The sequence below is a fragment of the Elstera sp. genome (genome assembly GCF_044372965.1).
Classification (GTDB): Bacteria; Pseudomonadota; Alphaproteobacteria; order Elsterales; family Elsteraceae; genus Elstera.
In genome coordinates this window covers 92,587-106,738 of record NZ_JBILQX010000001.1, presented here as the reverse complement: position 1 = coordinate 106,738, position 14,152 = coordinate 92,587, and the positions used below count along the sequence as shown (strand labels likewise).

The window sequence follows — 14,152 nt, the reverse complement described above, 5'->3', positions numbered from 1 at the left end:
CGGCAATCGGCTGTTCAACACCAATTGGGTGGCTGCACCCTCCTCGACGGTGACGTTCGACGGGCTCGGCCCCACCTTCAACCGGGTCTCCTGCTCGGCCTGCCATCTGCGCGACGGGCGCGGTCAGGTGCCGGATAGTGACACCGAGCCGCTGCAATCGGCCCTGGTGCGGATTTCGGTTTGGGACGCCGCCAGCAAAACCGCAACGCCGCATCCAGCCTATGGCGATCAGCTCAACGATCGGGCGATTTCCGGCGTTGCGGCGGAAGCCCGCGTGCGGGTGACGTGGCAGGATGTGCCGGGGGGCTATGGCGACGGCACGGCTTATACGCTGCGCAAGCCCACCCTCAAAATCGATCAACCCGCCTATGGGGCGCTGGGGAAAGACCTGCTAACTTCCTTGCGCGTTGCCCCCGCCGTCATCGGCCTCGGGCTGCTAGAAGCGGTGCCGGAGGCCGATATTCTCGCGCTCGCCGAAAGCCAGAAGCAGGCGGGCATCGTCTCGGGGCGGCGAATGGCGATATTGGTCTCACCACCTCGCTGTTTCCGACGCAGAATTGCCCGCTCGCGCAAAAAGCCTGCCGCGCTGCCCCCACGGGCGGCACACCGGAGGTGAGCGACGAATTTCTTGAAAAGCTCACAGTCTACACCCAAACCTTGGCCGTGCCGCGCCGCCGGGAGTGGGACACGCCGGAATTGAAGCAGGGCGAAACACTGTTCACCCAGTTCGGCTGTTCGGCCTGCCATGTGAAAAGCCTGAAAACCGGCGATCATCCGTTGCCGGAACTGCGCAACCAAACCATTCACCCGCTCACCGATCTCCTCTTGCACGATATGGGGCCGGGTCTCGCCGATGGCCGCTCCGACCATCAGGCCGGACCAACCGAATGGCGCACCCCGCCGCTCTGGGGCCTGGGGATGATCCCGATGGCTAATCAGCACGAGCATCTTCTCCACGATGGCCGGGCGCGCGGTCCCGCCGAGGCAATCCTCTGGCACGGCGGCGAGGCGGAGGGGGCGAAAGAAGCCTTTCGGAATGCTCCGGCAGCGGACCGGGCGGCACTAGTGGCGTTTCTGCGGTCGCTGTGAGGGGAGCGCATGGCGGCATAGGTATCGTCATCAAACGATGCTATGAATTGTACTCCGATAGGAGCCAATTATGCGCGCGACCCTGACCCTCGACGATGATCTGCTAGAGCAAGCCCAAAGCTTGACGGGCATCCGGGAAACCGCCGCTATCGTTCGTGAAGCACTCAAGGCGCTGATCGAGCGGGAAGGCGCGCGGCGGTTGATTCTTCTGGGCGGCAGCGATCCGGGGGCCGAGGGAGCGCCGCGCCGGTAGTCTTCCGGAAAACGGGATACCCAAGGGGCAAGCCCCTTGGGCGGGGGAAACGGGGGCAGCGCCCCCGTTAAACAGTCTCTAAAGCAGCGCCTCATCATACTGAAGCAAGCTCTTTGAGCCCGCGCGGATGCTTTCCAGCAGGCCAGTCGCCCGCACTAACTCATGTTCCGCGAAAATGCGGGCACCGATGATTTTGGCTTCGAGGAACGCCGCGTGGCCGCCGCCTTGGGTAAGGTCGGCCTGGGCGACGAGGGCCGAGCGGGCGAGCATCCAGCCGCCGGCGACGATCCCGGCGAGGTCGAGATAGGCGCTTGAGGCGGCAAACGGCAGGCGCATGTCTTCCTTGGCGGCGAGCAGCAGCCAGTCGGTCGCCTCGCGTAAGGCGGATTGGCCGATGCTGAGGTTTTGCGCCACGACGGCGAGATCATCGCCCGGCTGCTGGGCTAGCTGGCCCAGGGTGGCGCTGACATCGGCAATCAGGGCGGTCATTGCGGCCCCGCCGTCGCGCAGCAGCTTGCGACCGACGAGATCGGCGGCTTGGATGCCGTTGGTGCCTTCGTAGATCGGGGCGATGCGGGCGTCGCGCAAATGTTGGGCCGCGCCGGTTTCCTCGATAAAGCCCATGCCGCCATGAATCTGCACGCCAGTGGAGGCGACGGAAACGCCGAGGTCGGTGGACCAGGATTTGACGATGGGAATGAGCAAATCGCCACGCGCTTGCGCGCCCGCGATGCCCTTATGGGCGCGGTCGAGCACGGCGGCGGCTTCGAGCGCCAGGGCACGGGCGGCTTCAATTTTCACTTTCGAGAGCACGAGCATCCGGCGCACGTCCGGGTGGGCAATGATCGTTTGGCTCGGGCTGCCCGGCAGCGGTTTCCCTTGGGTGCGCGAGCGCGCATAGGCAACCGCGTGCTGATAGGCGCGTTCAGCAATACCGATGCCCTGCACGCCGACATTGAGCCGGGCATTGTTCATCATCACGAACATATATTCGAGGCCGCGATTGGCCTCGCCGATCAGTTCACCCAGCGCGCCCTCGCCGTCGCCATAGGCCATGACGGCGGTGGGGGAGGCGTGGATGCCGAGCTTATGCTCCAGGCTCACGCAGCGCAGATCATTCTTGTCGCCCAAAGAGCCGTCGTCGTGAACCATCAGTTTCGGCACGACGAACAGGCTGATCCCTTTCACGCCCGGCGGCGCATCGGGCAGGCGGGCGAGGACCAGATGGATGATGTTATCGGTATAATCATGGTCGCCATAGGTGATGAAAATCTTCTGGCCGGAAATCCGGTAGGTACCATCCCCGACCGGCACGGCCTTCGTGCGCACCGCCGCGAGGTCTGACCCCGCTTGCGGTTCGGTCAGGTTCATCGTGCCGGTCCAGGTGCCTTCGATCATCTTGGCGAGGTATTTTTGCTTTTGCGCGTCCGAGCCGTGGCGTTCCAGGCATTCAATCGCGCCGAGGTTCAGCAGCGGGCAGAGGGCGAAAGCCATGCTCGCGCTATTCCACAGTTCCGAGAGCGCCGCCGAAATCGCAATCGGTAGCCCCTGACCGCCGAATTCGGGATCGCCGCCGACCGAGTTCCAGCCGCCTTCGACGAAAGCATGATAGGCGTCGCGGAAGCCGGGGGCCGTCCGCACCACGCCATTTTCAAGCACCGCGCCATGCTGGTCGCCACCCCAATTGAGCGGGGCGATCACCGAGCCTGCGAATTTACCCGCTTCTTCCAGAATGGCATCGACATCGGTCGAATCAATGCCGTCGGGGAGAACATCGGCCACCCCGACAACCCGGTGCAGCGTGAAGCGAATATCGTCGAGCGGTGCCTGATACGTCATGACGCGATTACCTTCCCTGGATTCATGATTGCATACGGGTCTAAGGCCCGTTTGATTTGGCGCATCGCCTCAAGAGCGGCGGGCGATTTATAATGTTCAAGCTCGTGCACCTTCAGCGTGCCGATCCCATGTTCGGCGCTGAACGATCCGCCCAAGTCCTGGACGATATCATGCACAACCCGGTTCGCCGCCTCCCACTGCTGCAAATAGGCCTCCCGGTCGGCCCCGACCGGCTGGGAAAGATTATAGTGTAAGTTTCCGTCTCCGGCATGCCCAAAACTGCAAGGGCGGGTTCCGGGGATCAGTTTTTCGATGGCGGCGTCGGCCCGCTCCAGAAAGGCCGGAATGGCGGCAAGGGGCACGGAAATATCGTGTTTGATGCTGCCGCCCTCGTGCTTTTGCGCGTCCGAAATTTCCTCGCGGATGCGGCGGAAGGCGGCGCGCTGGCTGTCGTTCTGGGCAATGGCGGCGTCCGTCACCCAGCCGTTCTCCATCGCAGCGCCTAAGCCTTCTTCCAGCGCCGACTGCAAATCGCCCCCGGCGCGCGGGGAGGAAAGCTCGATCAGCGCGTACCAGGCGCTCAAGGTTTCCACCGGGTCGGCAGTGCCAGGAACGTGGCGAAGCACGGTTTCGATGGAAAAACGGCTCATCAACTCGAACATCGTCACCGTATCGCCGGAGCTTTCGCGCAACAGCGCCAGCGTATCGATAGCGGCTTGCGGGTTCTCGACGGCAACGAAGGCGGTGGCAATATCGCGCGGGCGCGGGAACAGCTTCAGCACTGCCGCCGTGATGATCCCCAGCGTGCCTTCCGCGCCTAAGAACAGGTGTCGCAGGTCATAGCCGGTATTGTCTTTGCGCAAACCGTGCAGCCCGTGGATGATTTCGCCGTTTGGCAGCACCACTTCCAGCCCCAGCACCAAATCGCGGCTATTGCCGTAGCGCAAAACGGCGGTCCCGCCGGCATTGGTGGAGAGATTGCCGCCGATCTGGCAGGAGCCTTCGGCCGCAAGGCTTAGGGGAAACAGCCGGTCGGCCTCTTCTGCCGCTTTCTGCACATCGGCTAGCACCACGCCCGCTTCCACGGTGAGCGTATAGGCCGATTTATCGAGTGCACGGACTTTGTTCATCCGGGCGAGCGACAGGATAATCGCCTTCTCATCGGCAACCGCCCCGCCAACGAGGCCGGTATTGCCCCCTTGCGGCACGATAGGCGTGCGGGTTTCGGCACAAAGCTTCACCACGGCGGCGACTTCTTCGGTATTGGCCGGTTTGACGACCACGCGGGCGGTGCCGCGATAGAGGCCGCGCCACTCCACCAGATGCGGTTCCAACAGGGCGGGATCGACGATCACGCCCTTCGGGCCGAGGATTTCGTGCAGGCGGGAAAGAACGGCCTCGGTCGGCATGATCGGTCTCAAACTCCAGAAGATGAGCGAGGGCTGGCGGCGCGGCGCAGCCGGTCTTGAAGGGCAAGGCCGAGGCCCTGCGAGGGAATTGGCATCACGGCGATGCCTGTCAACTCCGGCTGATCCAAGCGGCGCAGGGCGGCGAACAGATTGGTCGCGGCTTCCACGGGGTTTCCACTGGGGGACAGGTTTTCGACCAGGGCAAACCCTTCCGGCACATCCGGGCCGAAGGCTAGGAGCGCTTCGCCGGGCTGTGGATCGTCGCAGGTCAGGCGAACGGGCAGGCGGGGGGCGTAATGGCTCAGCAGCATGCCGGGGCTTTTCGGGCCGTCGGGTTGGCCCTCGGCAGCGACATCGATTTCCCCCAGCGAGGCTTCCAGCGTCTCACGCGTCACGCCGCCGGGGCGCAGCAGCACGGGGCGGTCGCTGGTAAGATCAAGCACGGTCGATTCGAGCCCCACGCGCGTCGCCCCGCCGTCGAGAATCATAGCAAGGCGCGCGCCGAATTCTTCCTCCACATGGGCCGCAGTGGTCGGGCTGACTTTGCCGGAGCGGTTGGCGGAGGGGGCGGCGACCGGGCGGCCCAGCGCCTGCAAAAGCTGCAAGGCGACGGGATGGTCGGGCACCCGGATCGCCAGGGTCGGCAGGCCCGCCGTCACGAGATCCGAAATCGGCGCTTTCGGGTTGCGCGGCAAAACCAGGGTCAGCGCACCGGGCCACAGGCGGCGGGCGAGGTAGCGGGCGCGGGTATCGAAGATCGCATAGCGCTCCGCCGTTTCCAAATCCGCGACATGGGCTATGAGCGGGTTGAAACTGGGGCGGCTTTTCAGCTCGTAAATCGCAGCCACAGCCTTATCCTGGGTCGCATCGGCCCCCAGCCCGTAGACGGTCTCGGTCGGAAAGGCGACCAACCCCCCAGAACGGAGGTGGCGCGCGGCTTCGGCGATGGTGGCAGCGGTGGCGGACAGAATGGGCATGGCGGCAACCGTGCCGTTCTAGCCCCCGTGGGTCAAGCGATGCGATGGGTTTTCTTGCGCTTGCGCGCTTGCACCGCACGCAGCCCTTGCCAGCCCGCGCCGGAGAGCGTCATCATATCCGTATGACGGCTAAAATTATCACCATTGCTCAGCAAAAAGGCGGCGCGGGAAAAACCACCCTCATCGTCCATCTCGCTACCTTCTGGAGCGCGCAAGGTCTCAGCGTCGCCGTCGCCGATATCGATCCGCAAGGCTCGGTGACGCAGTGGGCGAAGCTCCGCGCCGAGAAGCAAGGGCGGCCTGCGCCCTTCGTGCTGCCCGTCACCGGCTGGCGCACGGCGGGGGAGGTGGAGCGTCTCGCCAAAACCTATGACATTGTGTTGATCGATAGCCCGCCGCACGCGGCCACGGAAGCCCGTATTGCTGTGCGCGCCGCCCATCAGGTCTTGATTCCGCTGCAACCGAGCGTGCTCGATTTGTGGGCAACGAAAGCCACCCTCGATCTCGCCGCCGAGGAAAAGCGCCCGGCCCAACTGGTCCTCAACCGGGTACCACCGCGCGGCAAGGCGGCGCAGGAGGTGGCCGACGAAGCCGAGCGGCAAGGTTTGCCTCTGTCGGCCTTTCGCATCGGCAATCGCACCGCGCTGGCGGCGTCCCTCGCAGCGGGCTTGGGGATTTCCGAGTTTGAACCGTCTGGTGTGGCGGCGCAGGAAATTGCGGCCTTGGCGGGGTCGGTCTACCCAACGAAAGCTTGAAGGGCGCTTTGAATTTGTAGCTCATTTGAGCTACAAAGAGCGTATTAGAAGGGAGGTAGTTATGGCTTCTAATGCTTTCGTGCGCGCGCGTATTGATGAAGGTCTGAAGGACGAGGCCGCTGCCGTTTTAGCGGAAATGGGGCTGACGGTTTCCGATATCGTCCGCATCACCTTGACCCGCATAGCCAAGGATAAGGCGCTACCCTTCGATCTAACGGTGCCGAACGCCGAAACGCGCGCGGCAATGACCGAGTCGCGGGCAATCTTGCGAGCCCGTCGGGCACGTTTTATCAAGGCTCAGGATGTCTTTGATGCCCTCGATCAAGAAGCCCGCAAAGAGTAAGCAGGCTTCGCTGCCGCGCACGGTCGATTACGCCAAAAGCTTTGTTAAGGATTGGCTGCGCCTCTCGCGCTCGGGGCGTTACGACATGCCGCAGCTTAAAGCGGTCATGCTGATGTTGATTGCGGATGACGCACCTTTAGGCCCGGAATGGCTCGATCATCCGCTGAAGGGCGAGTGGGCGGACTATCGGGAATGTCATATCGGTGGCGATTTTTTGCTGCTGTATCAAGTCGATGGCGATAGCATCGTTTTTGTGCGAGCAGGAACCCATGCCGATTTATTCGAGTAAGCCCCTCTACCCCGCCAGAACCTGAAACGGACTATTGCCGAATTCCGGCTTGCCATAGGCGAGACGTGTGCCGCCTAAATCCGTCACCCTTCCGCCTGCGCCTTCGATGATCGCTTGCCCGCCCGCCGTGTCCCATTCGCAGGTGCGCCCGTAGCGGATCATAATATCCGCAGCCCCCTCCGCGAGTAGGCCGAATTTCCAGGCACTGCCGCAGCTTACCTGCTTGGTCACACCATGCTCGGCAAGCGCCACATCGGCGGCGGCCCCATCGCGGTGGGAACGGGAGATCATGGCGACCAACGCCCCGGCGGGGGCGGCGCGCATGTGGATTGGCTGGCGGTCGTCGCCGACCTGTTTCCACGCGCCGAGGCCAAGGCCGCCGGAATAGGTAATGCCCTGCACCGGCACGCGCAGCGCCCCTAAGACCGGATAGAGGCCGGAAATCAGCCCAACCGAGACGGCAAATTCTCCGGTTCGGTTCACGAATTCCTTCGTGCCGTCGAGCGGATCGACGCACCACCAGAGCCCGCCCGAACAATCTGGGCAGAAACCGGCGGCGACCTGTTCTTCCGAGACGATGGGGATATGCGGCGTCAGCGCTTCGAGCCCCGCCAGCAGCACGGCTTCCGCCGCGTGATCGGCCTCGGTCACGGGGGAGCCGTCGCCCTTTTGGGTCATCGTGCAGCCGCTCGCATAGAGCGGCAAAATCGCATCCCCTGCCTCGGTCACAATCCGCTCCAAGCCGGGGATGAGCCCGCGCACCGTTTCGAGATCGATCATTCGGCAGCGGCCCGAGTTTGCGCGGCTTGAATCGCCTGCCAGAGCTTATGGGGCGTTGCGGGCATATCGATATGGGTGATGCCGAGGGGGCTGAGCGCATTCAGCAGCCCGTTGATAACGGCGGGCGGCGCGCCAATCGCCCCGGCTTCCCCCGCACCCTTGATGCCAAGCGGATTAGTGGTGCAGGGAACATTCTTCAAGTGGAACTCGATCTGCGGCAGTAGATCGGCGCGCGGCATGCCGTAATCCATGAAGGAACCGGTGATAAGCTGGCCCGACTCGGGATCGTAGGCGGCTTCTTCGATCAGAGCTTGCCCTGCGCCCTGGGCGATGCCGCCGTGGACTTGGCCCGCCAGCATCAGCGGGTTCACCACTGCGCCGAAATCATCGACGACGACGTAACGCTCCAGCGTGACGCCGCCGGTGTCGGGATCGATTTCCAACTCAACGACGTGCGTGCCGTTCGGATAGGTGGCGGCAGGCGGCTTCCAGCGCCCGTCCCCGTCCAGTTCCGGCGTTTCGCCCTCGGGCACCTTGCCCGCTTTCGCTTGGGCCGCCACTTCTGCCAGCCCGACGCGCCGGTCAGTCCCGACGATGGTAAAGCTGCCGCTCGAAAACTCCACATCGGCAGGGGCAGCTTCGAGCAGATGGGAGGCGAGGCGCTTGCCTTTTTCGATCAGGGCTTCAACGGCTTTGGTGACGGCAACGCCGCCAATGGGCACCGAGCGCGACCCGCCCGTGCCGCCGCCGGTGCGCACCCGGTCGGTATCGCCCTGGACCATCTGGATATCGGCGATATCGATACCGAGCCCATCGGCGGCCAACTGCCCGTAGGCGGTGGCATGGCCCTGGCCGTTAGATTGAGTGCCGATGAAGAGCGTCACTTTACCCGCGTCATCCATCACCAGCCGCGCATCCTCGGGGCTGCCGCCCGCGCAGGCTTCGATATAGGAGGACAGGCCGAGCCCGCGCAGTTTGCCGCGCGCTTTGGCCTCAATCCGACGCGCTTCGAACCCGGCAACATCGGCGATTTTCAGCGCTTCGGCGAGCGTTTGATTAAAGTCGCCGCTGTCGTAGGTTTGCCCCAGCGCGGTTTTGAACGGCATGGCGGTGGCGGGAATGAAATTGCGGCGGCGGATTTCAGCCGACGACAGGCCGGTGATGCGCGCCGCTTCCTCAACCATCCGTTCGATCACATAAGCGGCTTCCGGGCGGCCCGCGCCGCGATAGGCATCGACCGGGGCAGTATGGGTAAAGACGCCGCGCACGCGCACCGAGGCGGCGGGAATCGCATAGACGCCCGTCAGCATCATCGTGCCCGCCAGGGTCGGGATGAACGGCCCGTAGGGCGAGATATAGCCGCCGAGATTGGCGATGGTATCGACCGAGAGAGCGAGGAATTTGCCGTCCGCATCGAGGGCAAGGGCGGCTTCGGTCACATTATCGCGGCCGTGGGCGTCGGCTTGCGAGGAATCGGAGCGCTCGCCGGTCCATTTCACCGGGCGGTTCAGCTTTTGCGCCGCCAGCAGCACTAGCGCCTGTTCGGGGTAGGGGAAAATCTTTGTACCGAAGCCGCCGCCGACGTCCGGGGTGACGACGCGGAGCTTCTCGCGCCCAATGCCGAAGACCTCATCGGCGAAGACCTCTTGCAGGTCATGCACGCCCTGGCTGCTGGTATAAAGCGTCAACCGCCCGTCAGCATCCACATCGCCAATCGCGTTGCGCGGCTCCATCGCGTGGGAAATCAGCCGGTTGTTGATCAGGCGCAGTCGGGCGATTTTGCTGGCCTTGGCGAAGGCGGCTTCCACCGCGTCCGGCTGGCCCGAGCCCCAATCGAAGCAGATATTCCCCGGCGCTTCCGCATAAACCTGCGCCGCATCCAGGGCGACCGCGCCAGCGGTGTCGACGATGGCGGGATGATCGTCGTAATCCACGATCACCGCATCCAGCATATCGCGGGCGGCATCGAGGTTTTCGGCGACAATAAGCGCCACGCCATCGCCGACATGGCGAACTTTGCCTTCCGCCAGCAGCAGGCGCGGCAGCATCACCATTGGCGAGCCGTCGCGGTTCTTCAGCTTGATCGGCGTCATCATCGGCTTCAGGCCCGCCGCGTTCACATCCGCGCTCGTCAGAACCGCCAGCGCGCCGGGGATGGCCAGGGCATCGCTCGCATCAATGCTACTGATGGTGGCATGGGCGTAAGGCGAGCGCAGCACCAAGGCATAGGCTTGATTGGGCAGGGAAATATCATCCGTATAGCGGCCCGCGCCGGTCAGAAAACGCGCATCTTCAACCCGCCGAACCGGCTGCCCCATGCCGAACTGACCCATGCTTCTCTCCCTTGAACCCTGCCTGTTAACAGCGTCATCAAGATAGGCAGGCGCGGGGAGGGATACCAGTGGCAATTGCGCGGGGGTGCCGCAGCGAAACCTACAATCAATAAAAAAGCCTTCCATCTCATGAAGATGGAGGCTTTTAAAATGGTGGGCGCTACAGGGATTGAACCTGTGACCCCATCCGTGTGAAGGATGTGCTCTACCGCTGAGCTAAGCGCCCTCGCCAAAGCGAGGAGTGGTTTTTAGGAGCAGGGCCGTTTCCTGTCAAGCGGCTAATCGCGGGGGGCTGCCGAGTGATCTAAGGCCGGGCCGGGCTCGTACACTTAGAAAGCAAGGAGAGATGCAGCATGGCCCCGATTTTGATTATTGGCCCTGGCGGGATTGGCGCGGCGCTTGCCCGGAACTTGCACCGGCAAGGCCAATCAGTCGCCTTGATCGGGCGGCGAGAGGCGGCGTTAGTCCCGTTGGCGCAAGAGTTGGGCGCTGCCTATGCCGTTGCCGATGTTATGGATACTGCGGCGCTGAAAGCGGCTATCGGCCAGCTTGGCGCGGGTGGTCTTGCCGGGCTCGCCTACCTGGTTGGCTCCATCCCGTTAAAGCCCCTGGCGCGCTTGACCGAGGCGGACTTCTTGGAGGCGTTTCGGCTAAACGCCCTCGGCGCAGCGCTGGCGGTTCAAGCCGCCCAGCCTTTTTTAGACCATGATGCGGGTATAGTGCTGGTGTCGAGCGTGGCGGTGGCGCAAGGCTTTGCCAATCATGCCGCTATTGCGATGGCCAAGGGGGCGGTGGAAGGGCTCACGCGGTCGCTTGCCGCCGAACTCGCGCCGAAACTGCGGGTGAATGCTATTGCCCCCAGCCTTACCAGCACGCCGCTGGCGGAACCTTTTACGAAGAATGAGGCAATGGCCAAAGGGATAGCAGCCTTGCACCCAATCCCCCGGCTTGGCGAGGCCGACGAGGTGGCTGAGCTTGCCGCTTTCTTGCTCGATCCTAAGCGGGCTGGATGGATCACAGGTCAGGTTTTCGCAGTGGACGGCGGACGGTCCACGCTTCGAGTGAAAGGATAGGCGATGCGCACGCTCTTCGGTTTAGCGTTAGCGGGCGGGCTGCTTTTGGCCCCCGCCGTTTCGGCCCAGCAAGCCCCGCCGCGCGAATTGGCGTTTACCGTGGAGCGCGACGGCGCACCGTTCGGCACCCACAGCGTCAAATTCTCCGGGTCGGCTGAAGATTTGAAGGTGGACATCGCGATTGATTTGAAGGTGGATTTCGGCCCGCTTACGGTGTTTCGCTATACACACCGCAACCGCGAAGCTTGGCAAAATGGCCGCCTGACCCGGATAGAAACGACCACCGATGATGATGGCGACGCTTTTCGGGTTATCGGGGGCGCGTTGCCCGAGAGCTTCCGGCTACAACAGGGCGAGGCGACAAGCCCGCTGCCGAAAGACATTCTGCCGACGAGCTACTGGCACCGCGCAGCGCTGGACCGCGATACCTGGCTCGATACCCAAAGCGGGCGCTTACGTAAGGTCGCCATTCAGCGGCTTGGTGACGAGACCATCACAGTGGCAGGCTCCCTTGAGAAAGCCGCGCGCTATCGGGTCAGCGGCGATCTGGAGCTGGACCTTTGGTATCTTCCGAACGGCGAATGGGCCGGGTTGGAGTTCGTAGCGCGCGGCTCTAAAATCCGCTACCGCCGGAACACGCCCACCACGGTGGCGCTGCTGCCCGACGGGGCAAAGCCCGCGCCTGCCATAGCTTCTGCGGCACAATGAGCGGCGCGCTCCGTCTGGTTCTCGGCGATCAACTCACGCTAAACCTATCAGCCTTACGGGATATCGATCCGGCGCAGGATTGGGTGCTTATGGCGGAGGTGGCCGCCGAAACTCGCTATGTGCCGCATCATCCCAAGAAAATCGCCTTTTTCCTGTCGGCCATGCGCCATTTCGCTGAAGATTTGCGGGCGCGCGGGATTCGCGTTTTCTACATCGCCCTCGATGACCCAAACCCTTGTGAGACGCTGGCCGACGCGGTGGCGCGGGCTCAGGCGGCGCTTCAACCGGATCGACTGATCCTCACGGCACCGGGCGAGTGGCGGCTGTGGGAAGAAGTGCAAAGCTGGCAGGGCCGCTTCGGGCTGCCCGTCGACATGCGCCCCGATGATCAGTTCCTTTGTTCGCGCACCGAGTTTGCCGCTTGGGCCGAAGGCCGTAAGGGCCTGCGGATGGAATATTTCTACCGCGATATGCGCCGCCGCACCGGGATTCTGCTGACCGCTGACGGCAAGCCGGAGGGGGCTGCGTGGAATTTCGATGCGGAGAACCGAGGCGCGTTGCCCGCTGAGGTTCCCGCGCCGCCGCTGTTTCGGGTTGCCCCGGATGCGATCACGCACGCGGTGCTCGCGCTGGTTGAAGCGCGCTTTGCCAATCATTTCGGCGATTTGGCCGGGTTCGATTACGCCGTGACCGCCACTGATGCCGACGCCGCCTTTCAGCATTTTTGCCGCCACGCCCTGCCGAACTTCGGCACCTATCAGGACGCGATGCGCCAGGACAGAACCCCTGAGGGGGGCGACGTGCTGTTTCATGCCCGCATCGCCCTGTATCTCAATATCGGTCTGCTCGATCCGAAAGCCGTTTGCGACCGCGCGGAGGCCGAATACCGCGCCGGGCGCGTGCCGCTGAATGCGGCGGAAGGCTTCATCCGGCAAATCTTGGGGTGGCGCGAATATGTGCGCGGGCTCTATTGGCGGCATATGCCCGCCTATGCCGAGGTGAATTTCTTCGGGGCCGAGCGCCCCTTGCCGGGCTTCTACTGGTCGGCCGCGACCGAGATGAACTGCCTGCGCCAAGTGATCGATCAAACCAAGCGCACGGCCTATGCCCACCATATCCAACGCCTGATGATTACCGGCAATTTCGCGCTTCTCATCGGCGCGCGCCCGGCGGAAGTCGCCGAATGGTATTTGGCGGTCTATGCCGATGCAGTGGAATGGGTGGAACTGCCGAACGTTATCGGCATGGCGCTGTTTGCCGATGGCGGGGTGATGGCGAGCAAGCCCTATGCGGCGAGCGGGGCCTATATCGATAAAATGTCGAATTACTGCGAGCGCTGCCGCTTCGATGTTGCCAAAAAGAACGGCCCGAAAGCCTGCCCGTTCAACTATCTCTACTGGAACTTCCTGATCGAGCACCGCGATAAGCTGGGGCGAAACCCGCGCCTTGCCATGCCCTACCGCACCCTCGACAAACTGACCGACGAGCGCCGCGCCGCCATTTTGGACGATTCGCGCTGCTTTTTCAAAACCTTGGAGATTCAGCCATGACCCATCTGTGGATTACCGGCGCGAGCCAAGGTATTGGCCGGGCAGTAGCGCTCGCGGCAGCCCAGCGCGGCTGGACGGTCTCGGCGACGGCGCGCGGGACGGAGGAGCTCGCGGCCTTGGTGGCCGAGGGCGGCGGGCGGATTTCGACCTTCCCCGGCGATATCACCGATCGGGCTGGCCTTGCCGCCGTGGTGGACGCGGTGGAAGCTGCACAGGGGCCAATTACAGTGGCGGTGCTCAACGCGGGCACCCATCAGCCGACGGATGGGGCCGCCTTCGATCCCAGCGTTTACGACCGGCTGATTGGGGTGAACCTGGGCGGGGCCATTAACAGCGTCGCCGCAATTCTGCCGCGCTTTACGGCCCGTAAAAGCGGGCGGGTGGCGCTGGTTTCGTCGGTTGCCGCCTATCGCGGTCTGCCGAAAGCCGGGGCCTATTGCGCCAGCAAGGCAGCGGTGACGGCGCTGGCGGAATCCTTGCGCTTGGACCTCGCGGGGGTTGGCGTGCGCGTGCAGGTTATCCACCCTGGCTTCGTGCGTACCCCCTTGACCGATAAGAATGATTTTCCGATGCCGTTTTTGATGACGCCCGAGGCGGCGGCGGCGCGAATTTTGGCCGGACTTGAGGGGGATGGGTTCGAAATCGCTTTTCCGCGCCGGTTCGTCTTTATCTTGAAACTGCTTCGCCTCTTGCCCTATCGGCTCTATTTTGCGCTGGTTGCCCGCCAGACCGGGGTTTCGACAGGATTGTAAAA

General features: G+C 63.5%; 13 protein-coding genes, 1 tRNA gene and 1 pseudogene. 9 read left to right on the top strand and 6 right to left on the bottom strand.

The window, feature by feature from the left end:
* Window positions 1–28 precede the first annotated feature (28 nt).
* Together ACIQ36_RS00520 and ACIQ36_RS00515 are read left to right on the top strand one after the other, a co-directional pair.
* Window positions 29–1,089: pseudogene (locus ACIQ36_RS00520) on the top strand (di-heme oxidoredictase family protein).
* A 70-nt stretch (window positions 1,090–1,159) separates the two neighbouring features.
* Window positions 1,160–1,342 (top strand): type II toxin-antitoxin system VapB family antitoxin, encoded by a 183-nt coding sequence (locus tag ACIQ36_RS00515; RefSeq protein WP_395824208.1) that lies wholly within the window; start codon window positions 1,160–1,162, stop codon window positions 1,340–1,342.
* 78 nt (window positions 1,343–1,420) lie between these two features.
* Here ACIQ36_RS00515 and ACIQ36_RS00510 read toward each other — a convergent pair whose 3' ends face one another.
* Genes ACIQ36_RS00510 through ACIQ36_RS00500 form a run of 3 tightly spaced genes read right to left on the bottom strand, consistent with a single transcriptional unit; the run spans window position 1,421 to window position 5,567 of the window.
* Entirely contained in the window at window positions 1,421–3,181 is a 1,761-nt protein-coding gene (locus ACIQ36_RS00510; protein ID WP_395824205.1) for an acyl-CoA dehydrogenase, read from the bottom strand.
* Window positions 3,178–4,590, bottom strand: coding sequence for an FAD-binding oxidoreductase (locus ACIQ36_RS00505; protein ID WP_395824202.1), 1,413 nt, complete (start codon window positions 4,588–4,590; stop codon window positions 3,178–3,180). The genes ACIQ36_RS00510 and ACIQ36_RS00505 overlap by 4 nt, the downstream gene beginning before the upstream one ends.
* Window positions 4,591–4,598: 8 nt before the next feature.
* Entirely contained in the window at window positions 4,599–5,567 is a 969-nt protein-coding gene (locus ACIQ36_RS00500; protein WP_395824199.1) for an L-threonylcarbamoyladenylate synthase, read from the bottom strand.
* Between the two features lie 122 nt (window positions 5,568–5,689).
* Here ACIQ36_RS00500 and parA point away from each other — a divergent pair, with 122 nt between their 5' ends.
* From parA to ACIQ36_RS00485, 3 genes are all read left to right on the top strand, one after another.
* Entirely contained in the window at window positions 5,690–6,322 is a 633-nt protein-coding gene (parA, locus tag ACIQ36_RS00495; protein ID WP_395824196.1) for a ParA family partition ATPase, read from the top strand.
* Window positions 6,323–6,383: 61 nt separating this feature from the next.
* A complete protein-coding gene (locus tag ACIQ36_RS00490) occupies window positions 6,384–6,665 on the top strand; it encodes a type II toxin-antitoxin system RelB/DinJ family antitoxin (RefSeq protein WP_395824193.1) in 282 nt (93 codons plus the stop codon).
* Window positions 6,634–6,954: a type II toxin-antitoxin system YafQ family toxin gene (locus tag ACIQ36_RS00485; RefSeq protein WP_395824190.1), complete on the top strand. Its 321-nt coding sequence runs from the start codon at window positions 6,634–6,636 to the stop codon at window positions 6,952–6,954. The genes ACIQ36_RS00490 and ACIQ36_RS00485 overlap by 32 nt, the downstream gene beginning before the upstream one ends.
* Window positions 6,955–6,960: 6 nt before the next feature.
* Here ACIQ36_RS00485 and cysQ read toward each other — a convergent pair whose 3' ends face one another.
* From cysQ to ACIQ36_RS00470, 3 genes are all read right to left on the bottom strand, one after another.
* Window positions 6,961–7,734, bottom strand: coding sequence for a 3'(2'),5'-bisphosphate nucleotidase CysQ (cysQ, locus tag ACIQ36_RS00480; RefSeq protein ID WP_395824187.1), 774 nt, complete (start codon window positions 7,732–7,734; stop codon window positions 6,961–6,963).
* Window positions 7,731–10,067, bottom strand: a complete 2,337-nt coding sequence (locus tag ACIQ36_RS00475) for a xanthine dehydrogenase family protein molybdopterin-binding subunit (RefSeq protein ID WP_395824184.1) — start codon at window positions 10,065–10,067, stop codon at window positions 7,731–7,733. Before ACIQ36_RS00475 ends, cysQ begins: the two co-directional genes overlap by 4 nt.
* A 151-nt stretch (window positions 10,068–10,218) precedes the next feature.
* Window positions 10,219–10,293, bottom strand: a tRNA-Val gene (locus ACIQ36_RS00470).
* Between the two features lie 127 nt (window positions 10,294–10,420).
* On the opposite strand from ACIQ36_RS00470, the gene ACIQ36_RS00465 reads away from it, so the two are divergent.
* Genes ACIQ36_RS00465 through ACIQ36_RS00450 form a run of 4 tightly spaced genes read left to right on the top strand, consistent with a single transcriptional unit; the run spans window position 10,421 to window position 14,150 of the window.
* Window positions 10,421–11,140, top strand: a complete 720-nt coding sequence (locus ACIQ36_RS00465) for an SDR family NAD(P)-dependent oxidoreductase (RefSeq protein ID WP_395824181.1) — start codon at window positions 10,421–10,423, stop codon at window positions 11,138–11,140.
* Window positions 11,141–11,143: 3 nt separating this feature from the next.
* Window positions 11,144–11,848 carry a DUF6134 family protein gene (locus ACIQ36_RS00460; protein WP_395824178.1) on the top strand — a complete coding sequence of 235 codons (705 nt, stop codon included), beginning with the start codon at window positions 11,144–11,146 and terminating at the stop codon, window positions 11,846–11,848.
* Window positions 11,845–13,398: a cryptochrome/photolyase family protein gene (locus ACIQ36_RS00455; RefSeq protein ID WP_395824175.1), complete on the top strand. Its 1,554-nt coding sequence runs from the start codon at window positions 11,845–11,847 to the stop codon at window positions 13,396–13,398. Before ACIQ36_RS00460 ends, ACIQ36_RS00455 begins: the two co-directional genes overlap by 4 nt.
* Window positions 13,395–14,150, top strand: coding sequence for an SDR family NAD(P)-dependent oxidoreductase (locus tag ACIQ36_RS00450; protein WP_395824172.1), 756 nt, complete (start codon window positions 13,395–13,397; stop codon window positions 14,148–14,150). The genes ACIQ36_RS00455 and ACIQ36_RS00450 overlap by 4 nt, the downstream gene beginning before the upstream one ends.
* Window positions 14,151–14,152 lie beyond the last annotated feature (2 nt).